Source organism: Phenylobacterium sp. (genome assembly GCF_030651185.1).
GTDB lineage: Bacteria > Pseudomonadota > Alphaproteobacteria > Caulobacterales > Caulobacteraceae > Phenylobacterium.
This window is the reverse complement of record NZ_JAUSCJ010000004.1, coordinates 84426-106799: the sequence shown is the minus strand read 5'-3', so window position 1 is coordinate 106799 and position 22374 is coordinate 84426. Positions and strand designations below refer to the sequence as shown.

General features: G+C 68.2%; 22 protein-coding genes. 12 read left to right on the top strand and 10 right to left on the bottom strand.

Annotated features, from left to right (window positions below; genetic code table 11):
* The 7 genes from infB to pnp form a co-directional block, all read left to right on the top strand.
* Positions 1–2112: translation initiation factor IF-2 (infB, locus tag Q7J39_RS01005; protein WP_304819485.1), on the top strand; the 2112-nt coding region annotated here is incomplete at its 5' end.
* Positions 2113–2294: 182 nt separating this feature from the next.
* On the top strand, positions 2295–2801 hold the full coding sequence (locus tag Q7J39_RS01000; protein ID WP_304819484.1) for a DUF2939 domain-containing protein: 507 nt from the start codon (positions 2295–2297) through the stop codon (positions 2799–2801).
* Between the two features lie 35 nt (positions 2802–2836).
* The gene (locus tag Q7J39_RS00995) at positions 2837–3628 is read left to right on the top strand and encodes a dienelactone hydrolase family protein (protein WP_304819483.1); all 792 of its coding nucleotides are present in this window, start codon (positions 2837–2839) and stop codon (positions 3626–3628) included.
* Positions 3629–3719: 91 nt separating this feature from the next.
* A complete protein-coding gene (gene rbfA, locus Q7J39_RS00990; RefSeq protein WP_304819482.1) occupies positions 3720–4133 on the top strand; it encodes a 30S ribosome-binding factor RbfA in 414 nt (137 codons plus the stop codon).
* Positions 4134–4142: 9 nt separating this feature from the next.
* Positions 4143–5087 (top strand): tRNA pseudouridine(55) synthase TruB, encoded by a 945-nt coding sequence (gene truB, locus Q7J39_RS00985; protein ID WP_304819481.1) that lies wholly within the window; start codon positions 4143–4145, stop codon positions 5085–5087.
* Between the two features lie 3 nt (positions 5088–5090).
* On the top strand, positions 5091–5360 hold the full coding sequence (rpsO, locus tag Q7J39_RS00980) for a 30S ribosomal protein S15 (RefSeq protein WP_304819480.1): 270 nt from the start codon (positions 5091–5093) through the stop codon (positions 5358–5360).
* Positions 5361–5606: 246 nt separating this feature from the next.
* Positions 5607–7739, top strand: coding sequence for a polyribonucleotide nucleotidyltransferase (gene pnp / locus Q7J39_RS00975; protein WP_304819479.1), 2133 nt, complete (start codon positions 5607–5609; stop codon positions 7737–7739).
* A 299-nt stretch (positions 7740–8038) separates the two neighbouring features.
* Here pnp and dnaA read toward each other — a convergent pair whose 3' ends face one another.
* The 6 genes from dnaA to mutM form a co-directional block, all read right to left on the bottom strand.
* Entirely contained in the window at positions 8039–9490 is a 1452-nt protein-coding gene (dnaA, locus tag Q7J39_RS00970) for a chromosomal replication initiator protein DnaA (protein ID WP_304819478.1), read from the bottom strand.
* A gap of 410 nt (positions 9491–9900) precedes the next feature.
* Entirely contained in the window at positions 9901–10170 is a 270-nt protein-coding gene (gene rpsT / locus Q7J39_RS00965; RefSeq protein ID WP_215337696.1) for a 30S ribosomal protein S20, read from the bottom strand.
* A gap of 104 nt (positions 10171–10274) precedes the next feature.
* Positions 10275–10859, bottom strand: a complete 585-nt coding sequence (locus tag Q7J39_RS00960) for a GDSL-type esterase/lipase family protein (protein ID WP_304819477.1) — start codon at positions 10857–10859, stop codon at positions 10275–10277.
* Positions 10860–11048: 189 nt separating this feature from the next.
* Positions 11049–11825 carry an enoyl-CoA hydratase gene (locus Q7J39_RS00955; RefSeq protein WP_304819476.1) on the bottom strand — a complete coding sequence of 259 codons (777 nt, stop codon included), beginning with the start codon at positions 11823–11825 and terminating at the stop codon, positions 11049–11051.
* 33 nt (positions 11826–11858) lie between these two features.
* Positions 11859–12719 (bottom strand): TraB/GumN family protein, encoded by an 861-nt coding sequence (locus Q7J39_RS00950; protein ID WP_304819475.1) that lies wholly within the window; start codon positions 12717–12719, stop codon positions 11859–11861.
* Between the two features lie 148 nt (positions 12720–12867).
* A complete protein-coding gene (mutM, locus tag Q7J39_RS00945; protein ID WP_304819474.1) occupies positions 12868–13731 on the bottom strand; it encodes a bifunctional DNA-formamidopyrimidine glycosylase/DNA-(apurinic or apyrimidinic site) lyase in 864 nt (287 codons plus the stop codon).
* A gap of 81 nt (positions 13732–13812) precedes the next feature.
* Between mutM and Q7J39_RS00940 the strand changes: the two genes are divergently transcribed.
* Together Q7J39_RS00940 and ubiB are read left to right on the top strand one after the other, a co-directional pair.
* Positions 13813–14571 carry a class I SAM-dependent methyltransferase gene (locus Q7J39_RS00940; protein WP_304819473.1) on the top strand — a complete coding sequence of 253 codons (759 nt, stop codon included), beginning with the start codon at positions 13813–13815 and terminating at the stop codon, positions 14569–14571.
* Between the two features lie 33 nt (positions 14572–14604).
* On the top strand, positions 14605–16080 hold the full coding sequence (ubiB, locus tag Q7J39_RS00935) for a 2-polyprenylphenol 6-hydroxylase (protein ID WP_370689970.1): 1476 nt from the start codon (positions 14605–14607) through the stop codon (positions 16078–16080).
* Here the strand turns inward: ubiB and Q7J39_RS00930 are convergent, their stop codons facing one another.
* Positions 16081–16626 (bottom strand): hypothetical protein, encoded by a 546-nt coding sequence (locus tag Q7J39_RS00930; protein WP_304819471.1) that lies wholly within the window; start codon positions 16624–16626, stop codon positions 16081–16083.
* Between the two features lie 119 nt (positions 16627–16745).
* Here Q7J39_RS00930 and coaBC point away from each other — a divergent pair, with 119 nt between their 5' ends.
* Together coaBC and dut are read left to right on the top strand one after the other, a co-directional pair.
* The gene (gene coaBC, locus Q7J39_RS00925; RefSeq protein ID WP_304819470.1) at positions 16746–17939 is read left to right on the top strand and encodes a bifunctional phosphopantothenoylcysteine decarboxylase/phosphopantothenate--cysteine ligase CoaBC; all 1194 of its coding nucleotides are present in this window, start codon (positions 16746–16748) and stop codon (positions 17937–17939) included.
* Positions 17936–18385 carry a dUTP diphosphatase gene (dut, locus tag Q7J39_RS00920; RefSeq protein WP_304819469.1) on the top strand — a complete coding sequence of 150 codons (450 nt, stop codon included), beginning with the start codon at positions 17936–17938 and terminating at the stop codon, positions 18383–18385. Before coaBC ends, dut begins: the two co-directional genes overlap by 4 nt.
* A gap of 60 nt (positions 18386–18445) precedes the next feature.
* Here dut and Q7J39_RS00915 read toward each other — a convergent pair whose 3' ends face one another.
* The 3 genes from Q7J39_RS00915 to Q7J39_RS00905 form a co-directional block, all read right to left on the bottom strand.
* Positions 18446–19891: an amidase family protein gene (locus Q7J39_RS00915; RefSeq protein WP_304819468.1), complete on the bottom strand. Its 1446-nt coding sequence runs from the start codon at positions 19889–19891 to the stop codon at positions 18446–18448.
* Positions 19892–19926: 35 nt separating this feature from the next.
* Positions 19927–20694 carry a 4-hydroxy-tetrahydrodipicolinate reductase gene (dapB, locus tag Q7J39_RS00910; RefSeq protein WP_304819490.1) on the bottom strand — a complete coding sequence of 256 codons (768 nt, stop codon included), beginning with the start codon at positions 20692–20694 and terminating at the stop codon, positions 19927–19929.
* A 191-nt stretch (positions 20695–20885) separates the two neighbouring features.
* Positions 20886–21506: a glutathione binding-like protein gene (locus Q7J39_RS00905; protein ID WP_304819467.1), complete on the bottom strand. Its 621-nt coding sequence runs from the start codon at positions 21504–21506 to the stop codon at positions 20886–20888.
* Positions 21507–21715: 209 nt separating this feature from the next.
* Between Q7J39_RS00905 and Q7J39_RS00900 the strand changes: the two genes are divergently transcribed.
* The gene (locus tag Q7J39_RS00900; RefSeq protein WP_304819466.1) at positions 21716–22327 is read left to right on the top strand and encodes a TetR/AcrR family transcriptional regulator; all 612 of its coding nucleotides are present in this window, start codon (positions 21716–21718) and stop codon (positions 22325–22327) included.
* The last annotated feature ends 47 nt before the right edge of the window (positions 22328–22374 follow it).

The following is a 22374-nucleotide window of genomic DNA, read 5'->3' as shown; positions in this document are numbered from 1 at the left end:
CGCCCCGGCGGCGCGCGTCCCGGCGCCGGGCGTCCGACGCCCAATGCGCCGCCCGCCACGCCTGAGGTTCAGCGCGCCACCCGTCAGGCCCCGCGGCCCGGCGGCGGCGACACCATCGCCCGTCGTGACGATGAAGAGGATACGCGCCGCAAGGCCAATGCGGCCCCGACCAAGGCCATCTCCCGCGTCAAGGGCGCCCAGCAGCGCCGTGAAGGCCGCCTCACCATCCAGGCCGTGGCCGGGGATGACGAGAGCGCCGTCGAACGCATGCGGTCCCTGGCCTCGGTTCGCCGGGCCCGCGAGCGTGAACGCGAGAAGCGCAAGGGCGGCGGCCAGGAAGCGGCCCGCGCCGCGCGCGAAGTCATCATTCCCGATGTCATCACCGTGGCGGAACTCGCCAACCGGATGGCGACCCGCGGCGTGGAGATCATCAAGTTCCTGATGCGTCAGGGCGTGATGCTCAAGATCAACGACGTCATCGACAATGACACCGCCGAGCTGGTGGCCACCGAATTCGGCCACACCGTGCGGCGCGTGTCGGAAGCCGACGTCGAAGAAGGCTTCATCGGCGACGAGGATCTCGACGATCACCTGGTGTCCCGGCCCCCGGTCGTGGCGGTCATGGGTCACGTCGACCACGGCAAGACCTCCCTGCTCGACGCCCTGCGCTCGGCCGACGTGGCCAAGGGCGAGCACGGCGGCATCACGCAGCACATCGGCGCCTATCAGGTGCGTCTGGAAAGCGGCCAGGCCGTCACCTTCCTCGACACCCCCGGCCACGCCGCCTTCTCGGCGATGCGGGCCCGCGGCGCCGACGTCACCGACATCGTCATCCTGGTGGTGGCCGCCGACGACGGCGTCATGCCCCAGACCATTGAGGCCATCCATCACGCCCGGGCTTCCGGCGCGCCGATCATCGTGGCCATCAACAAGATCGATAAGCCCGGCGCCGATCCGCAACGGGTGATCAACGAGCTGCTGCAGCACGAGATCGTCGTGGAAAGCCTTGGTGGCGACACCCAGGCCATCCAGGTCTCGGCGACCCAGAAGCTCGGCCTCGACGACCTGATCGAGGGCATTCTGCTGCAGGCCGAGGTCATGGACCTGCGGGCCAATCCCGACCGCACCGCCGACGGCACGGTCATCGAGGCCAAGCTCGATCGGGGCCGCGGCGCGGTCTCCACCGTGCTGGTCAAGCGCGGCACCCTGAAGCGCGGCGACATTGTCGTGGCCGGTTCCAGCTTCGGCCGGGTCCGGGCGCTGTTCAACGAACGTGACGAGCAGCTCGACGCGGCGGGTCCTTCGGTGCCGGTGGAAATCCTCGGCCTCGATGGCACGCCCTCGCCGGGCGAGCCCTTCGCGGTGGTGGAGAGCGAGGCCCGCGCCCGCGAGCTGACCGCCTACCGCACCCGCGTGAAGCGTGAAAAGGCCGGTTCGCCGGTCGCCGGCGGCGTGACCATGGCCGACTTCATGGCCAAGCTGCAGGACAAGAAGATTTCCGAGCTGCCGGTCATCATCAAGGCTGACGTGCAGGGCTCGGCGGAGGCCATCGTGTCCTCGCTGGACAAGCTCGGCACCGACGAAGTCCGCGCGCGGATCATCCTGTCGGGCGCCGGCGCCATCAGCGAGAGCGACGTGATGCTGGCTAAGGGGGCGAACTCGCCGATCCTCGGCTTCAACGTCCGCGCCTCCAGCCAGGCCCGCCAGCTCGCCGAGCGTGAAGGCGTGGAAATCCGGTACTATTCGGTGATCTACGACCTGATCGACGACATCAAGGGCGTGCTCTCTGGCATGCTGGCGCCGGAACAGCGCGAAACCTTCCTCGGCAACGCCGAAGTCCTCCAGGTCTTCGACATCACCAAGGTTGGACGGGTCGCCGGTTGCCGCGTCACCGAAGGCACGGTCCGCAAGGGCGCCCGCGTCCGGATCATCCGGGCCGACATCGTGGTCCTCGAACTCGGCACCCTGCAGACGCTCAAGCGCTTCAAGGACGAGGTCAACGAGGTCAATGCCGGCCAGGAGTGCGGGATGTTCTTCCAGGGCTTCCAGGACATCAAGGAAGGCGACACCATCGAGTGCTTCAGCCTCGAAGAGGTCAAGCGCAGCCTCTAGCGGCGCCTTGGCCCTGGCCTGAGATTCATGAAGGCCTCCCTGGAAACGGGGAGGCCTTTTTGATGTCCGGTGGCGCGTTCGCGGCGTGGAAGTTGGCTCGGCCCGGCGAATAGCCCCTCGCCAAGGTCATCAAGACACCGCATTTTCCGGACACTCGGCCCTGGGCCAAAGTGGAGACGACGATGCGCATCTTTCTGGTGATCGCCTTGGCGATGGGACTTTCGGCCTGCGCCACGGCCCAGCGGCTGGACGCGGCCGGCGACGTCCACGCCCTGCTGGTCTCGATCCGCGACGAGGACCAGGCCGCCTTCGACGCCCATGTCGACCGCGCCGCCCTGAAGCAGGAAATCGCCGCCCGCCTCACCGCCGAAGCCCGCAAGCCGCAGGTGGAAAAGGGCTGGGGCGCCCTGGGCGCCATGCTCGCCCCGGCCCTGGCCGACATCGCCGGCGACGCGCTGGTTCAGCCCAAGGTCTTCCACAAGGTGGCGGAGTCCTATGGCTACGCGCCCGGCCAGCCGCTCCCCAACCGGGTGGCTATCGCCGGCTCCCTGAAGGCGATGGACGACGGCCGGGTCTGCGCCACCAAGTCAAAGGATGGGCCCTGCGTCCTGGTCTTCAGCCAGGAGAACGGCGTCTGGAAGCTCTCGGGCTTCGAGGGCGACATTTCCACCCTGCGCATCAAGCTCTAGCAGGCTAGGCTCCTCCCAAAGGTGGGGGGCACGCCATGGGCTACGAGGCCGCGCTGAGCGACTACGAGAAGTTCGAGTTCGACGACGGCCATCGCAAGCGCGACGTCTACAAGCGCGGCTCCGGCCCCGCCGTCATCATCATCCACGAGATGCCGGGCCTGCATCCCCTGGTGATCGCCTTCGCCGACCGGGTGGCCGCGGCAGGCATGACCGTCTACTGCCCCCACCTGTTCGGCCAGCCGGGCCGCCCGGCCAACCATCCGCTGGGCGTCCTGACCATGCTGGGTGGGATCTGCATCCGGCGCGAGTTCAATGTCTGGGCCACCGACAAGTCGAGTCCCATCGTCGACTGGCTGCGCGCGCTCGCCCGCCAGGCCCACGCCGACTGCGGCGGCAAGGGGGTGGGCGCCGTGGGCATGTGCTTCACCGGCAATTTCGCCCTGGCCATGATGACCGAGCCCGCCGTGGTGGCGCCGGTGCTGTCGCAGCCCTCCCTGCCGCTGGCCGGCAAGAACGCCAGGCGCGGCGCTGGGATCGGGGTGTCGGCCAAGGAGATCGCCTGCGCCAGGCGGCGGTTCGAGGATGAGGACCTGTCGATGATCGGCCTGCGCTTCACCAGCGACGCCTTCGTCCCCGACGCCCGGTTCGACACCTTCCGCCGCGAGTTCGGCGTCCGCTTCGAGGCCATCGAGCTGTCGGACGCTGACGCCGCCCCGGCCCAGATGGCCCCGCACTCGGTGCTGACCCTGCACCTGAAAGAGGACGGCCCCACCAAGGCCGCCGAGCAGCGGGTGATCGCCTTCTTCAAGGAACGGACCGGGGCATAGCGCTGGACTCGCCGGCCGGGGTTCACTAGAAGCCCCCGCTTCCCTGAGCCTCACGTCCGATCCGTGGGCCAGGCCTGCGAAGGTTAGAGCCATGAAACACCGTACCGCCGGAAAGCCCTCCGGCCCCAGCCAGCGCCAACTGCGCGCCGGCGAACTCACCCGCCACGCCCTTGTCGAGGTGATGCGCGACCACGAGATCCTCGATCCCGACCTGGCCGGGGTGCCCATCACGGTCACCCAGGTGCGGCTGAGCCCGGACCTGCGCCACGCCATCTGCTTCGTCGAGCCCCTGGGCGGCGAGAAGTTCTCGGTGGTGGTGGACGCGCTGAACCGTCACGCCAAGTTCCTGCGCGGGCGGCTGGGCCGCGCCATCGAAATGAAGTTCACGCCCGACCTGAAGTTCGTCCACGACGAGACCTTCAACGAGGCCAGCCGCATCAATGCGCTGTTCGACGACCCCAAGGTCGCCCAGGACCTCGCCGCCGACTCCTCCGACCAGGACTGATTTCCCCCCATGGCGCGACGCAAAAAGGGGGATCCGGTCTCGGGCTGGATCTGCCTCGACAAGCCCTATGACCTGACCTCCACCAGCGCGGTCGGCCGCGTGCGCAGGCTGTTCAACGCCCAGAAGGCGGGCCATGCCGGCACGCTGGATCCCCTGGCCACCGGCATCCTGCCGATCGCCCTGGGCGAGGCCACCAAGACCGTCCCCTTCCTGATGGACGCCGACAAGACCTATCGGTTCATCATCGAGTGGGGCCGCACCACCGCCAGCTTCGACCGCGAGGGCGCGACGACGGCCACCTCCGACGTGCGGCCGACGGTGGCGGAGGTTGAGGCCAAGCTTCCGGCCTTCGTCGGCCAGATCTCCCAGGTCCCGCCGATCTTCTCGGCTATCAAGGTGGACGGCGAGCGGGCCTATGACCTGGCCCGCGCCGGCCACGAGGTGGAGCTTGCGGCCCGCATCGTCACCATCCACTCCGCCCGGGTGGTGGACGCGCCCGATCCTGACCATGTCGAGATCGAGGTCAGCTGCGGCAAGGGCACCTATGTGCGCGCCATCGTCCGAGATCTGGCCGATATGCTGGGGGCCTGCGCCCACGTCAGCGCCCTGCGCCGCACCCGGGTCGGGGCCTTCTCCGAAGACCGGGCGATAACACTGGAATTGCTTGAGGATTTGGGGCATAAGCCCGGCCATCTGGAGGCATTGCTTCCGGTCGAGACCGCCCTGGACGACATCCCGGAGCTGGCCGTGACCGCCGAAGACGCCTTCAGACTTAAGCAGGGACGGCCCATCGTTCTCGTTCCCCGACAGGTTGAAGCCCTGAAAGCCCGGCTCACACTGGGTTCTCGAACCGTTTCAGTCCTCTCGGAGGGAATGATGGTGGCGCTCTGCGAGATGCGCGCAGGCAAGCTCGAGCCGTCGCGAGTCTTTCATCTGTCAAAGAGCGGAGACTAACCGATGTCGATTACGATTGAACGTAAAGCCGAGCTCATCAAGACCCACGGCCGCTCCGAGGCGGACACCGGTGGCGCCGAGGTGCAGGTCTCGATCCTCACCGAGCGGATCGCGAACCTGACCGAGCACTTCAAGATGCACAAGAAAGACAACCATTCGCGCCGGGGCCTTCTGAAGATGGTTTCCCAGCGCCGCCGCCTTCTCGACCACCTGAAGACCACCGATACCGGTCGTTATCAGGCCATCATCGAGAAGCTGGGTCTGCGCCGCTAGGACATCAAGTCCAGCCCCCGCGAGAGCGGGGGCTTTGCGTATCAGGCTCTATGAATTGCCCGCTTCCTCCGCGACAGGCCGGAGGATCAAGAGCGGTCCGGGCCGCCCCTTTCGGTGGGCGCCCAAACACGCCGAGGGTTCCAAAGTGATCCTCACCCCCGCCTGTTTGACTGGAGAGGATTTCGGGAACCCCCCGCCCTGTCCGCCCCCGCCGGGAATACGCCCGCGGGATGAGAAAGAAACAAAATGTTCGATATCAAACGCAAGACCATCGAGTGGGGCGGCAAGACGCTGACCCTGGAAACCGGCCGCATCGCGCGCCAAGCCGACGGCGCCGTGCTGGCCACCTACGGTGAGACCATGGTGCTCGCCACCGCCGTCTTCGCCAAGAGCGCCAAGCCCGGTCAGGACTTCTTCCCCCTGACCGTGAACTACCAGGAGAAGTTCTACGCCGCGGGCAAGATCCCGGGCTCCTTCCCCCGCCGCGAAGGCGCGCCGAGCCAAAAGGAAACCCTGACCAGCCGCCTGATCGACCGTCCGATCCGCCCGCTGTTCGTCAAGGGCTTCAAGCATGAAGTCCAGGTGGTCTGCACCGTCCTGGCCCACGATCTGGAAAACGATCCCGACATCGTCGCCCTGGTGGCCGCCTCGGCCGCCCTGGTGATCTCCGGCGCCCCCTTCATGGGCCCGATCGGCGCGGCCCGCGTCGGCTATATCAACGGCGAATACGTCCTCAACCCGACCCTCGACGAGATGAAGGAGTCGACCATGGATCTGGTCGTCGCCTCCACCAACGAGGCCGTCATGATGGTTGAGTCCGAGATCCAGGAGCTCAGCGAAGACGAGGTCCTGAAGGGCGTCATGTTCGCCCACGCCGGCATCCAGCCGGTGATCGACGCGATCATCGAACTGGCCGAGCACTCCGCCAAGGAACCCTTCGACTTCACCCCCGACGACACCGACGCCATCAAGGCCGAAGTGAAGAAGCTGATCGGCAAGGACCTGGCCGCCGCCTACAAGATCGTGGCCAAGGGCGAACGCCAGGACGCGGTCGGCAAGGCCAAGGCCAAGGCGACGGAAAAGTTCGGCAAGTCCGACACCAACCCCGCCGGCATCGGCCCCGACAAGCTCGGCGGCGTGTTCAAGGAACTGGAAGCCGACGTCGTGCGTCGCAACATCCTGGACACCGGCATCCGCATCGATGGCCGCACCGTCGACAAGGTCCGCCAGATCGTCTCGGAAGTGGGCGTCCTGCCCCGCGCCCACGGTTCGGCCCTGTTCACCCGCGGTGAAACCCAGGCCCTGGTCGTCGCCACCCTCGGGACCGGCGATGACGAGCAGCTGATCGACGCTCTCGAAGGCAAGTACTACGAGAAGTTCATGCTGCACTATAACTTCCCCCCCTTCTCGGTCGGGGAAACCGGCCGCATGGGGGCCCCTGGCCGTCGTGAAGTCGGCCACGGCAAGCTCGCCTGGCGCGCCATCCGTCCGATGCTGCCCAAGCAGGAAGACTTCCCCTACACCATCCGCCTGGTCTCCGAGATCACCGAGTCCAACGGCTCGTCCTCGATGGCCTCGGTCTGCGGCTCCTCGCTGGCCCTGATGGATGCGGGCGTGCCCCTGAAGAAGCCGGTCTCCGGCATCGCCATGGGCCTGATCCTGGAATCGGACGGCTTTGCGGTCCTGTCGGACATCCTGGGTGACGAAGACCACCTCGGCGACATGGACTTCAAGGTCGCCGGCACCGAGGACGGCATCACCTCCCTGCAGATGGACATCAAGATCGCCGGCATCACCGAGGCGATCATGAAGCAGGCGCTGGAACAGGCGAAGGGTGGCCGCAAGCACATCCTCGCCGAGATGGCCAAGGCCATGGAAGCCCCGCGTCAGGAACTCGGCGAGTTCGCCCCGAAGATCGAGACCATGAAGGTCCCGGTCGACAAGATCCGTGAAGTGATCGGGACGGGCGGCAAGGTCATCCGCGAGATCGTGGAAAAGACCGGCGCCAAGGTGGACATCGAGGACGACGGCACCATCAAGGTCTCGGCCTCCGACCAGACCAAGATCGACGCCGCCAAGGAGTGGATCAAGTCGATCGTCTCCGAGCCCGAGCTGAACGCCATCTACACCGGCAAGGTCGTGAAGATCGTCGACTTCGGCGCCTTCGTGAACTTCTTCGGCGCCAAGGACGGCCTGGTTCACGTCAGCCAGATCTCCAGCGACCGCGTGGCCAAGGTCTCCGACGTCCTCGTCGAAGGCCAGACCGTGAAGGTGAAGCTCCTCGGCTTCGATGATCGCGGCAAGACCCGCCTGTCCATGAAGGTCGTCGACCAGGAAACCGGCGAAGACCTCTCGGCCAAGCAGGGCGAAGACGCGTAAGCGCCTAAGTCACTGAGACATCGAAGGGGCGGCCGCAGCAATGCGGCCGCCCTTTTTGTTTGCGTCGTGTCGCTGCCCTTTCCTCCCCTGTGAAGCGGAGCGGAACGGGGGAGGGGGACCGCGCCGCAGGCGTGGTGGAGGGGCGAGCCGCAAGCTCAAAGCCCAGTCGCGCGCCCCTCCACCGCTTCGCGGTCCCCCTCCCCCATGAATGGGGGAGGAAAGGGCGCCCACCAAAAAGCGAAAGGCCCGCCGGGGGGTGGCGGGCCTTCGTTTCAACGCTCGGAGAGAGAGGCTGAAGCCTAGCTGCGCAGTTTGCGCAGCAGGGTGTCGAGATCGCGGGCCAGGACCGGATCGTCGGCCTTCAGGGCCTCGATGCGGCGCACGGCGTGCAGGACGGTGGTGTGGTCGCGGCCGCCGAAGCGTCGGCCGATGTCGGGCAGGGAGCGGGTGGTGATCTGCTTGGCGATCCACATGGCCGCCTGGCGGGGCCGGGCCACGGCGCGGGCCCGGCGTTCGGAGATCATGTCGGCCTGCTTCAGGCCATAGTGCTCGGCCACGGCCTTCTGGATCTGGTCCACCGTCACCCGCTTCTCGGTGCAGGAGAGGTTGGGGCGCAGGATCGCCTGGGCTTCGTCCAGGGACAGGCGGGCGACTTCACCCCCCACGCGGGCCACCAGGGTGTTCAGGGCCCCCTCCAGCTCGCGCACGCTGTCGGTGAAGCGGTCGGCGAGGAATTCCAGCACCTCGGCCTTGGCTGAGGGGACGAAGCGGCCCTGGCCGGCCAGGGTGGCCAGCTTCCGCTCCAGTATGCCCAGCCGCAGGGTGCGGTCGGCGGGCTCGATGCCGCAGACCAGGCCGGCCTGCAGGTGGCTGCGCAGCCTGGGCTCCATCTCCGACAGCTCGGCCGGCGAACGGTCGGCGGTCATCACCACGCGGCGGCCGTCTTCGATCAGGGCCATCAGGGTATGGAACAGCTCCTCCTGGGTGGAGGTCTTGCCGGCCACGAACTGCACGTCGTCGATCAGCAGCAGGTCGGCGTTGCGCAGCTCTTCCTTGAAGGCCGCGGTCTGGCGGTCCTGAACGGCCTTCACGAAGGTGGAGGTGAAGCGCTCGGCGGTCAGATAGACCACCCGCTTGCCCGGCGCCGTCCGCATGGCCTCCCAGGCCATGGCGTTCAGCAGGTGGGTCTTCCCGAAGCCGTATGGGCCGTGGAAGAGTACGGGGTTGAAGTGGCCGTCGGCCCAGGACGCCACCCGGCGGGCGACCGCGAAGGCGAACTCATTGGCCGGGCCGGCGACGAAGGTCTCGAAGGAGAAACGCTCCTGCAGGCCCTGCTGACGGGCGGCGCGGGGCGCCGTCACATCGACCTCGATTTCGATGACACCGGTTTCCACGCCCGCGACGGCGACAGCCGCCACAGGGGCCGGGGCCGAGACCATGGGCGCCGCCGGGGCGGCCTGGTCGAATTCCATGCGCGACTTCAGGTCCAGGGCGCGGCCCATCGGGTCATTCTGCGCCCACAGTTCGCCGATACGGCGCCAGGCATGGCGGCGTATCCAGTCGCGCGCCACGCCGGTGGCGGCCACCAGACACACGTCCTCACCCCGCTCGCGCAGAGCCGCCTGGCCCAGCCAAGATCCAAACGTCGCTTCGCCCAGCTCGCGCTTCAGCGCCACGCAGGTCTTCGTCCAGACCGCGCCGGCCGTCGTCTGCGCCAAGTTGCCCGCAATGCCCCCGGTCGTCATCGTCATCACCAACCATCACCTGCCCGCCCGGTCTGAGGCCCCGCGCCTTACCGGATCTTTGTTCAACAAACACAGTCTCTTAGCCGGCGAGAAGGTAGACTCCTCCCGCCGCTGTTTTTCATCCGAGATGGGATGGAAGAACGCGCTTAAGAGCTGAACACTAGTCAGGGCGACGGGGGGGTCAACGCAGATTCTTCGCAGCTCAAGTCGAAATTTCCGTTGACTCAAATCGACCCCTCGCGCGGCAAGGGAATCCGGATTTCGACCTTCCGTCAGCTGAGAAGATTCGTCGCAGGGGGGCGGCGGAAATGCTGCAACGCACGAAAACACCCGCCGGTCTTTCGACCAGCGGGTGTGTCAGAATATCGATGTAATTCAGATATTTAAAGCCAGGCTAGACGCCTGGCGCCGCAGTCTTAGGCAGCGGCCATCTTCTTGAGCTGAGCGGCCAGGCGGGACACTTTCCGCGAGCCGGTGTTCTTGTGAACGACGCCCTTGGTGACGGCCCGCATCAATTCCGACTGGGCCTCCACGAAGGCGGTCTTGGCGGCGGCGGCGTCGCCCGAGGTCAGGGCCTCTTCGAACTTGCGCAGATAGGTCCGGACGCGCGAGCGACGGGCCTTGTTGACTTCGGTGCGGCGTTCGATCTTGCGAACGGCCTTTTTGGCGCCAGGCGTGTTGGCCATGCTTCAGCTCTCAAAACGGATCGCGCCCGAACCTGCGCTCGGGCGGGTAAATTGGAGGCGCGGATATACGGGAAGGCGTCCTGCGGGTCAATCCGGCTCGGACGCTATTCCGCAAGCGCGGTGAAACGCCGCCAGGCCGGGTGGGCGGCGACCAGGTCGGCCATCTGCTGATAGCCCCCCGCGCCGGGGTGCGCCCCGTCCCAGGCGGTCGCCTCGGCCTGCCACAGGCCGCCGGCCTCCAGCGGCCGGAAGACATCAATGAAGGGGACCTGCAGCCGGGCGCAGAGCGCCAGGAGGGCGGCGTTCAGGGCCTCGGTGCGGGCGCAGACCCCGGGATCGGCCACCGGCGGCGGTCCGACCATCAGCACCGGCGCCAAGCCTTGCGCGCCGGTCAGCATGGCGCGCGCGTGCTTCAGGGTCTGCGCGACCGCCACCCGGGGCGCCCCGTCCACGAGGTGGCTGTCGTTGCATCCGAAGGAGAAGACCAGGCGCATGGGCTCATAGTCCACCAGACGCAGTCGGGCCTCGCCCTCCCAGCGCGCTGCCAGCATATCGGAGGTCTCGCGCCGGATGCCCAGGTTATAGAGGCTGATCTCGCGTCGCCCGGCGATGGCCCGCCCTACCCAGCCCAGGTGGTCCGGATCCCCGGCCCCGACAACAAAGCTTTCTCCGAACGCGATCAGTCGCATCTCAAACACCGCTCATCCCGGCGACCGAGCTTCGGCGGCGCGAAGCAGCCAAGGCCGGACCAGATCCATCTCAGGCCCAACAGGCAAAGCCCGTTCGTGTGGTTCGTGTGGTTCGTGGTTCCAAATCGTTGGACGGTGCGGCTGCGCGGACCCATCAAGAGGTCCACGAACCACACGAACAAGATTGGCCTATGACCCCTTGAAGTTGGGCTTCCGCTTCTCGACGAAGGCGGCCATGCCCTCCTTCTGGTCGTCGAAGGCGAACAGCGAGTGGAACAGGCGCCGTTCCAGGGCCACGCCGGTGGACAGCGTGGTCTCATAGGCGGCCTCCACCAGTTCCTTGTTCATCATCACCGCCAGGGGCGATTGGCCGGCGATCTTGGTCGCGGCGGCCATGGCCTCCTCGATCAGCTTGTCGGCGGCCACCACGCGGGAGACCAGGCCCGAGCGCTCGGCCTCGGCGGCGTCCATCATCCGGGCGGTGAGGATCATGTCCATCGCCTTGGACTTGCCGACGAAGCGGGTCAGGCGCTGGGTGCCGCCGATGCCGGGCGCGACGCCGAGATTGATCTCCGGCTGGCCGAACTTGGCGCTCTCGGCGGCGATGATGAAGTCGCACAGCATGGCCAGTTCGCAGCCGCCGCCGAGCGCGTAGCCGGAGACCGCGGCGATGATGGGCTTGCGGAACTGCTCCATCCGCCGGGCGAAGGCGCCGAAGAAGTCTTGGCTGAACATCTGGGCGTAGGTCTTGTCCGACATCTCCTTGATGTCGGCGCCGGCGGCGAAGGCGCGGTCTGAGCCGGTTAGCACCAGGCAGCGGACGCCGTCATCGGCCTCGGCTTGGTCCAACGCGGTGGTCAGCTCGGACAGGAGCTGGCTGTTCAGGGCGTTCAACGCCTCGGGCCGGTTCAGGCGGATCAGGGTGACCGCGTCCGTGGTCTCGACGATCAGGGTCTCATAGGCCATGGCCGGCTCCTTCAGAGAGAGTAGAGAGCCGGATTACGGCCCCTCGACGGAATAGCCAAGGGCGCGCAGCCGGGCGGGCGTCCCGTCGGCGGTCAGCAGGTGGCCGACCCCCACCACCACCACCGTGCGGCCCTTGCCCTTCAGGCGCTGGTCCAGGACCTGGGTCCAGGCCGCGTTCCGGTCGCTCACCAGCCGGGTATAGAGCTCGGGAGAGGCGGTCTTCAGCGGGGTCAGGGCGTCCTTCTCCAGGGCGGCGGTGTCGCCGGCCATCCAGGCGGCGATCAGCCGGTCATAGGCGTCGGGATCTGACTCCATCTGCGCCAGGCTGTCCTCCAGGGACGCCACCTGGGCGGCCACCGGCGCCTCGTCGAAGAGGGCGATCTGCTGGGCGGGGGTCTCGAAGGACCTTCGTTGGGCGGTGGCCGGCGCGGTGGCGTTGATGGACTTCTCGACGCCGGAGTCCGTATTGGCCCCCTGGGCGCGGAATTCCGCCCCGGCCAGGGCCACCTCGGCGAACCAGGGCTCCAGCCGGTCCAGGAAGCCCGGCGTTAGGCCATATTTCTGATTGGCCTTGGCCAGCGCCTCGCCGGCGGCCGGCGAGAGCAGGGCGCTGAGGGTCTGACTTGGGGACAGGACCCCCTTCGACGCCGCGAGGCCCGCGATCTCGGTCTCCGTGGCCTGGCCCATCGGCAGTTCGAACCACAGGTCCTCGGCCTCGCTCAAGGCCTGATCCAGCTTGGCGGGCCGCCAGTCCAGGCCGGGGGGCAGCACGTGAACCGACCCAAAGATCACCAGCTCGGAATCGGCGTCCCGCACGATCCAGACTGGCGGCTTGGCCAGGGCGGGCGAGGCCAACAGGAGCGCCGCGAGGGTGAGGAGACCAAGCTTGAACATCGGCGGAATCTAGGGGGCGCTGCGGCGAGGCGCCACCCACCACGTCAGCCCGGCCGTAGCGAAGCGGAGAGCCGGGATCCAGGGGTGGCGCGCATGGCCCCTGGATCCGGGATCGGCCTGTCGGCCGTCTGGGATGACGAAAGGTGCGCTATTTCTGGCAAACGGGGCAGAAGAAGGTCGAGCGCCCGGCCTGGACCTCGCGGGCGATGACGCCCCTGCAGCCGTCATTGAGGCAGGGCTGGCCCTCGCGGCCATAGGCGACGAACCGATGCTGGAAATAGCCCAACGCCCCGTCGGCGCTGGCATAGTCCCGCAGCGTCGAGCCCCCGGCCTCGATCGCCTCGGCCAGGACCTCCCGGATGATGGTGACGAGACCCGGCAGTTTCTTGGCCGGAATGGAGCCCGCGGGCTTGAAGGGCGAGATGCGCGCCCGGTTGAGCGCCTCGCACACATAGATGTTGCCCAGCCCCGCCACGACCCGCTGGTCCAGCAGCAGGGTCTTGGGACCCTGCCTGCGGCCGGCGAAGGCGTCCTTCAGGCGCTCGGCGTGGAAATCGGGCCCCAGGGGTTCGGGACCGAGCCCGGCAAACCAGGGGTGGTCTCCGAGCTTGGCGGTCTCGATCAGGGCCATGTAGCCGAAGCGGCGCGGGTCATAATAGGTGACCCGGCCCCCGGCCTCGGTGTCGAAGACCACATGGGCGTGCTTGGGATCGGGGTCGCTGGCATAGACGAACTCGCCGGGGCGGATCGTCCCCTCGGGCCGGGCGATCTCGAAGCGGCCGCTCATGCCGAGGTGCATCACCAGGGTCTCGCCCCGGTCCAGCACCCCCATCAGGTACTTGGCCCGGCGCTCCAGGCGCTGAATCGTCGCCCCGGTCAGGCGCTGGACGAAGCCCTCGGGAAACGGAAAGCGCAGGTCCGCGCGGCGGGCCTCCACGCGGGAGAGCCTCTGGCCCTCCAGCACCGGCGCCAGGCCACGGCGGACGGTCTCGACCTCGGGAAGTTCAGGCATGGGCCTGGAGTGGCACGGGTCGATGTGAGGCTCAAGCCGGAGGCTGGCGCGGGCGGGCCTTGCGGTCTAAGACCCAGAGCCATGACAGGACCTGCCGCCACCTTCGGTTTCCGCGACGTGGACCCCGCCGAGAAGCCGCGCCTGGTGCGCGGGGTCTTCGACAAGGTCGCCGGCCGCTACGACCTGATGAACGACCTGATGAGCGCCGGTGTCCACCGGCTCTGGAAGGACGCCACCGCCGCGCGCCTCAATCCGCAGCCGGGCGAGGTGATCGTCGACTGCGCCGGGGGCACCGGCGACATGGCCCGGCGCTTCGCCAAGATGGCGCGCGCGGCCCAGCTGCGCCGCGGCGGCGACGATGCGGCCATCCATATCATCGACTACAATGCCGAGATGATCGCGGCGGGCCGCGAGCGCGGCGGGGAGCCGGAGATCACCTGGACCGTCGGCGACGCCCAGCGCCTGCCCCTGCCCGACGCCAGCGCCGACGCCTATGTGATCTCCTTCGGCATCCGCAACGTCACCGACATCTCGCTGGCCCTGGCCGAGGCGCGCCGGGTGCTGAAGCCCGGCGGCCGGTTCCTGTGCCTGGAGTTCTCGCAGCCGGCCACCGAGGCCCTGCGAAAGGCGTACGACGCCTATTCCTTCAAGGTGATCCCGGCCATCGGCGAGATGGTGGCGGGGGACCGCGCCTCCTACCAGTACCTGGTGGAGAGCATCCGCCGCTTCCCCGACCAGAAGAGCTTTGTCGACCTGATCACCAAGGCGGGCTTCAGCCGGGCCGGCTACACCAACTTCACCGGCGGCGTCGCGGCCCTCCACCACGGCTGGGCTGTCTGATCGGTGGGGACCCTGACGGCCACTTGTCGGTTAATGTCGGCCGGCATGCTGCTCGCGCGCAACGACGCCCTGCTGCCCCGTGAGCTGGACGCCCTCTATCCGCCGGGCTTGAAATTCCTCGCCAATCTGTCGCGGATCGTCGCCGGCCCGGCCTCTCGTGTCGGCCGGCCGGGCGAACGGTTGGCCCGTTCGCTGGAGAAGCTCGGCCCCGTCGCCATAAAACTGGGTCAACTTCTCTCCACGCGGGCCGACATCTTCGGCGAGACCTTCGCCCTGGATCTCGCCCGGCTGAAGGACAAGCTTGATCCCTTCCCCACCGACCAGGCGCGGCGCGAGGTGGAGCTGACGCTCGGGCGGAGCATCGCCAGCCTCTATGCCGACTTCGGCCCCCCGGTCGCCGCCGCCTCCCTGGCCCAGGCCCACCCGGCGACCCTGCTGGATGGCCGCCGGGTGGCGGTGAAGGTCCTGCGGCCGGGCATCAGTCTGCGGGTCGCCCAGGACGCCGAGGTCATGGCCCTGGCTGGCGCCCTGGTGGAGCGCTGGAGCCTGCTGGCCCGAAGGTTGGAGCCGCGGGCCCTGGCCGCCACCGTGATCCGCGCCACCGAACTGGAGCTGGACCTGCGTCTTGAAGCCGCCGGCGCCGACGAGCTGGCCGGGGTCATGGCCCGCGACGGCTACATGTCGACCCCGAAGATCGTCTGGGAGGGGGTCGGCAAGCGGGTGCTGACCCAGGAATGGGCGCCGGGGACCCCCCTGTCCGACGACGCGGCCCTGACCCTGCCCGGCCTCGACCGCCAGGCCCTGGCCGACAACCTGATCCGCGCCTTCCTGGCCCAGGCCCTGGACCACGGCGTCTTCCACGCCGACCTACACGAGGGGAACCTGTTCGTCGCCGCGCCGGACAAGGTGGTCGCCGTCGATTTCGGGATCATCGGCCGCCTGGGGGCGCCGGAGCGGCGCTATCTGGCGGAGATCCTCTGGGGTTTCCTGGAAAAGGACTACGACCGGGTCGCCCAAGTCCACTTCGAGGCCGGCTATGTCCCAGTCGGCCACAGCCCGGCGGCCTTCGCCCAGGCCCTGCGGGCGGTGGGCGAGCAGGTGTTCGGCCGACCGGCCAATGAGATTTCCATGAGCCGGGTGCTGATCCAGCTCTTCGAGATCACCGCCCTGTTCGACATGAAGCTGCGGCCCGAACTGGTGCTGCTGCAGAAGACCATGATGACGGTGGAAGGCGTCGCCCGCCGCATCTGCCCCGAGCACGACATCTGGGCCGCCGCCGATCCGGTGGTGCGCCGCTGGATGCTGCGCGAGCTGTCCCCCGCCGCCAAGGCCAAGCGGTTCGCCGAGGAGGGGCTCAGCGTCCTGCGCAACCTCGCCCGCCTGCTGGAAAACCCGCCCCAGCCCGCCGTGGCGGTGGTGGAGGTCGAGGCGGCCCACCCCGCCCGCTGGTTCGCCTTTGGGGCGGCCGCGGCGGCGACGGTCTTTCTGCTGGTGGCCTGGCTCTTCTAGCTAGCCGTCGTCGCTGCTGCGACGGTCGGTCCCGGCGGTTTCGCGCCGAGCCTCGCGGGCCTTCTGCTCGTCCCAGTAGGCGGCGCCCTCGTCGGGCTTGAACATGGTGCGCGGGGCGCCGTCCCGGTTGGCGACGGCGAAGACATTGCCCTTGGGATCATAGAACAGGGTGTCGCCGTTTGATCGTTTGATCGTCTGGGTTCCCGACGGGGGATGATCGACGAAGGCGTGAGCCTTCTTCACGAAGGCGTCCAGGTCCTTGGCGCCGAAGTCCTCGCCGTTGCGCTCGAAGCTCTTGGCGGCGTTCTCCTGGGCTGTGCCCTTGCGGCTGGAGGACCACATGGGCTTGCCGTCCACCTGCGGCACGGCCTCGTCGCGGCGGTCGGCGCTGACGGTCGCCGACGCATCTCGCCCGCTGTCGGAGGCTGAAGGCGGCGAAGAACCGCTGGACTCCGATGGCCTGCTGGCCACCGCCGAGGGCCGCTCGCAGGCGGCCAGCAAAAGCAGCGCGGCGCCCGCGCTGAACCAAACCTTGAACCCAGCCATCGTGTTCTCTCCCTGCACGGCCAAGTGGAGTTGGAACAAATTAAGAACAGATCGGCGGGTTTGTCCAGCCGGTCTGTTTGGCCTATGACCGGGGACCTTCACAAAGGGGGCGCGAAGCCTTGTCGGAAAAGCGGATTCTCCTGATCGTGGGCGGCGGAATCGCCGCCTATAAGAGCCTCGAACTGGTGCGGCTGCTGCGCAAGGCGGGCGTCGCGGTGCGGCCGATCCTCACCGCAGCCGGCGCTCAGTTCGTCACCCCGCTGAGCCTCTCGGCCCTGTGCGAGGACCGCGTCTATTCCGAGCTCTTCTCGCTGGATGACGAGTCGGAGATGGGCCACATCCAGCTTTCGCGCTCCGCCGACCTGGTGGTGGTCGCCCCGGCCACCGCCGACCTGATGGCCAAGGCTGCCAACGGCCTGGCGGGCGACCTGGCCTCCACCACCCTGCTGGCCACCGACAAGCCGGTGCTGATGGCCCCGGCGATGAACGTGCGCATGTGGAACCATCCGGCCACCCAGCGGAACCTCAAGACCCTGGCCGGAGACGGGGTGGCCTTCGTGGGGCCTGACGAGGGGGCCATGGCCTGCGGCGAGTTCGGGCCCGGCCGCCTGTCCGAGCCGCCGGAGATCTTCGCCGCCATCATGAAGGCCCTGCAGGGGCCTGCGGCGAAGCCGCTCGCGGGACGCCGCGCCATCGTCACCGCCGGCCCCACCGCCGAGCCCATCGACCCGGTCCGCGTGCTCACCAACCGATCCAGCGGCAAGCAGGGCTTCGCCATCGCCGCCGCCCTGGCCGAATTGGGCTGCGAGGTCACCCTGGTGGCCGGGCCTGTCGCCGTGCCCACCCCGCTGGGGGTCAAGCGCGTGGATGTGGAGACGGCCCGCGAGATGCTGGCCGCCTGCGAGGCTGCCCTGCCGGCCGATATTGCGGTCTGCGTGGCGGCGGTGTCGGACTGGCGTCCCGAGGTCGAGGCCGGCTCGAAGATGAAGAAGGGCGCCGAGGGCCCGCCGGCCCTGAAGCTGGTGGAAAATCCGGACATCCTGGCGACGCTGGCCAACGGCTTCCCCCGGCCCAAGCTGGTGGTGGGCTTCGCCGCCGAAACCGACCATGTCGAGGCCTATGCCCAGGCCAAGCTGGCGAAGAAGGGCTGCGACTGGATCGTCGCCAATGACGTCAGCATCGCCGGCACCATGGGGGGCGACGACAACGCGGTTTCCATCGTCACGCCCCAGGGAATCGAGCGATGGGAGCGCACTGCGAAATCCGACGTCGCCCGCAAGCTGGCGGCGCGCATGGCCAAGGAGCTGTCGTGAACCTGCCCATCAAGCGCCTGGCGCATAATTCGGACCTGCCTCTGCCGGCCTATGAGACCGCCGACTCCGCCGGCATGGACCTGCGCGCCGCCGTGCCTGCGGACGAGCCGCTAATCATCCGCCCCGGCGATCGCCACGCCGTCCCGACCGGTCTCGCCATGGCGATCCCCCGCGGCTTCGAGGGCCAGGTGCGGCCGCGCTCGGGCCTGGCGCTGAAGTCGGGGATCACCTGCCTGAACACGCCGGGCACCGTGGACTCTGACTATCGCGGCGAGGTGAAGGTCATCCTGATCAACCTGGGCGCAGAAGATTTCACTGTTCGTAGGGGCGACCGCATCGCCCAGATGGTCATCGCCCCGGTGATCCAGGCGGCGGTGGCCGAGGTCGCCGACCTCGACGAGACCGCGCGCGGGGCGGGTGGGTTCGGCTCGACAGGCGCGGCGTAAGAGGTCAGCAACCGATGGTTCCTTCTCCCGCAAGGGGAGAAGGACCAGTAGAAGCCTGCGTTAGAAATCCATCGCCGGCGCGACAAACCCGCCGATGTTCTCGTCGATCGCCTGGGCCACGGCCAGGGTCCTGGCGTCGCCGCCCTGGGGGCCGATGATCTGGATGCCGACGGGGAGGCCCGAGGCGGTTTGGCCGGCCGGGACTGTGGTCACCGGCAGGTGGCAGGCGGTGGCCAGGGCGATCCAGTTCAGCATCGCGCCATAGGGGATGGTCTTGCCGTCCGTCATCGTCAGCTTGCGGCCGTTGAAGGGCTTGTGGTTGTGAGGGAAGGCCACGGTGGGGCTGACCGGGGCCAGGATCACATCGTACTTTGAGAACACGGTCTTGAGGCTGTCGCGCAGGCGGCAGCGCTCCTCGTTGGCCTCCAGCCATTCGGCATGGGTGGCGGTGTAGGCGCGCACCTGGGCCAGGGCCGAGCGCTCGTCGGCGCCCAGGCTGACGGCCAGCTTGGAGACGCCGCGCATGGCGGCCATCTGCTTGCGCTGCGCCTCGGGCATGTCGGCGCCGATGATGGAGCCCAGCAGCACCTGGTAGGCGGCCATCAACTGGTCGGTGGGGACCGGGCTGGAGATGATCTCGATCTCGGCGCCAGACTGCGCCAACTGGGTGACGAAGGCCTCCAGAACGGTACGAATTTCACCGTCCAGGGGGAAGCCGTCCTCCTCGATCCACACGCCGATCCTGGTCTTTGTGAGGTCGGCGGCGGGCGCGCGGGCCGCCACCGGGCCGTCGGCGATCAACGACAGCAGCAGGCGCAGGTCCCGGGCCGAACGGGCCATGGGGCCGATGACATTGAGGTCGCGCTCGGCGTGGGCGCCGGGCTGGGGCGGGACGTGGCCGATCTGGGAGACCAGGCCCCAGGTGGGCTTGTGGGAGAAGACCCCGCAGAAACTGGCCGGGACCCGCAGGGAGCCGCCGATATCCGAGCCGATCTCCAGGGGCGTGATGCCGACGGCCAGCGCCGCCGCCGCCCCGCCCGATGAGCCGCCGCTGGTGCGTTCGAGGTCCCACGGATTGCTGGTGGTCCCATAGAGGTCGTTATAGCTCTGCCAGTCGCCGGCCAGGACCGGGACATTGGTCTTGCCCCAGATCACCGCCCCGGCGCGCCGCGCGCCGTTCACCGCGTTGGCGTCCTCGCAGACCCGGTGGCGGAAGCTGTCGAGCCCCGCCGAGGCCGGCATGCCATGGACGTCCAGGGTGTCCTTGATGGTCATGGGCAGGCCGGCCAGCGGGCCCAGGGGGCCGTCCTTGACCCGGGTGTCGTCAATGGAGCGGGCGCGCTCCAGGGCATGGGTGAGGTCGGCCTTGATCACCGCGTTGAGGCGCTTATGCAGGCGCTCCTGGCGGCCCAGGGCCAGCTTCAGCAACTCCTCGGCGGAGATGCGTTTGCTCTGCAACGCGGCGAGCTGGCTCGTGGCGTCCTGGATGAGGATGTCTTCGGCCATGCGTCTCGCCTTCAAACAGTAAGAAATTTATCGCTTCAGCCCCGAAGGACGTCCTGCATGTCATAGGCGCCCTTGGGCTGGCTTCCCACCCAGAGCGCCGCCTGGACGGCGCCGCGAGCGAACAGGCCGCGGTCGCGGGCAGAGTGGCTGAGGGTGAGGATCTCATCCTCGGCCGCGAAGATCACCGAATGCTCACCGATGATGTCGCCGCCGCGCAGGACGGAGAAGCCGATATCGCCGGTCTTGCGGGGGCCGGTGATCCCGTCGCGACCGCGGTCGGCCACGTCGTTCAGGTTGACGCCCCGGCCCTCGGCGGCGGCTTCCCCCAGCATCAGGGCGGTGCCCGAGGGGCTGTCGACCTTGCGGCGGTGGTGGGCCTCGAACACCTCGATGTCGTAGTCGCTGGCGGCCAGGGCCCGGGCGGCCTGGGACACCAGGCTCATCAGCATGTTGACGCCCAGGGAGAAGTTGCGGGCCCGGACGATAGGGATCTGCGCCGCGCAGGCGTCGATGAGGGCGCCGTCCTCCTCGGAAATGCCGGTGGCCCCAATCACCAGGGCCGGACCGCCGCGCGCCGCGCAGTGCTGGGCCAGGGCCACGGAGGCGGCCGGCGTGGTGAAGTCGATCACCACGTCACAGGCGGCCAGGGCCTCGTCGCGGCTCACCAGTCCCGCAGCCGTGACATCGGGACGGTCGAAGCGGGCGACCAGGACCACGTCGTCGCGGGCCTCCACCACGGCGGCGATGGCCTGCCCCATGCGGCCCAGGGCCCCGGCGATGGCGATGCGGATGGGAGCGGTCAGCGGGGTCTCTCCGGGGTGTGCGTTGGGCGCACATGCTTGTCCCGCGAGCGTGAGGGGTGGGTCAAGAACCCTTGCCGTCATCCCGGACGGCCGTCAGGCCGATCCGGGACCCAGGGGCGGAGCGCGCGGCCCCTGGGTCCCGGCTCTACGCTTCGCTGCGGCCGGGATGACGTGGGTTGGGCGTGAAAGCTTTACGCCGCCTTGAACAGCCCCATCTCCTCCAGCAGGGCGCGGGCCACATGGGGTCTCGCGGTGACGCGGGTGTAGTAGGCGGCGACGTTGGGCCAGGTCTTCAGGTCGATCCCCACAAAGGGCGCCCAGTTCAGCACCGCGGTGAGATAGGCGTCGGCCACGCTGAAGCGGTCCAGCAGGTAGTCGCGCCCCGCCAGATGGTCGTCGAGATAGGCCAGCCGCTGGGGCGCGGCCTCGCGGGCATGGGCCTTGGCGCCGTCATTGGCCTTGGGGCTCAACAGCGGGGTGAACACGCTCTTGTGCAGCTCCGAGCCGATGAAGCTGAGCCACTGGGCCAGGCGCGAGCGCTCGATCCCCGAGGCCGGAGCCAGGTTCGCCGCCGGGAACTGGTCGGCGATGAAGGGCAGGATGGCGGCGTTCTCCGTGAGCACATCGCCGTCGGCGGTGCGCAGAGCGGGGACCATGCCCTTGGGATTGATGGCGCGGTAGTCGGCCCCGTCGGCGGTCTTCTGGGTCTTGGTGTCCACGCGCTGGAGGGTGACATCGGCCTCGGCGCCCGCCTCATAGACGGTGATGCGCGAGGCCAGCGAGCAGGCGAGGGGCGAGAAATACAGGTCCATGACGTCCTCCGGTCCGTTGAATTACATACCGTCGGATACAAAATAAAAGGCGTCAATCATTTCGTGCGAGATAGTACACAAACAACCTCGCGCGGCAGGTGATTTCCTCAACCCTTGGCGGACTCAAATACCTGCTGGCGCCAGGCATTAAAGTCCTTAACGGTAGTAAATTAATCGCCTCAAGGATTTGATTCGAAGTGGTACAGAACGTGACCCGTCCGCGCGGTCGTCCCCGCAGCTATGATCCCGCCGTCGCGCTGGATCAGGCGCGCACGGCCTTCTGGAACGGCGGCTATGCGGCCACTTCCCTGGATGACCTCTCGGCGGCGACGGGCCTGAACCGGCCCAGCCTCTACGGGGCGTTCGGCGACAAGAAGGCCATGTATATCCGGGCCTTGGAGAAATCCCGGGCCGAGATCAATTCAAGCCTCGCCCAGGCCTTCGCCCCCGAAGACCATCTGCGGACGGCTCTGACCCGGGTCTATGAGGCCACGGCCAGCCTCTATATGCGCGGCGACGCCGGACCGCGCGGCTGCTTCCTGATCGGCACGGCGGTGACCGAAGCGGTGGACGACGCCGACATCCGCGGCCTGCTGGCGGCCACCCTTTCCGAGATCGACGCGGCCTTCGAGGCACGGATTTTACGGGCGATGGAGGTGGGCAATCTGCCTGGCTCCAGCGACGCGCCCGGCATGGCGCGGGTGGCGACCGGGGTGCTGAACGGCATGGCTGTGCGGGCGAGGGCCGGCGGCGACCTGGCGACCCTGAGGGCCATGGGCGCCTCGGTGGTGGACCTGATCTGCGGCCGGGCGGGGCGGTAGCGAAGGCCGGTTCTTCCTGATGACGCTGAGCCCTAGCGCCCCTATGA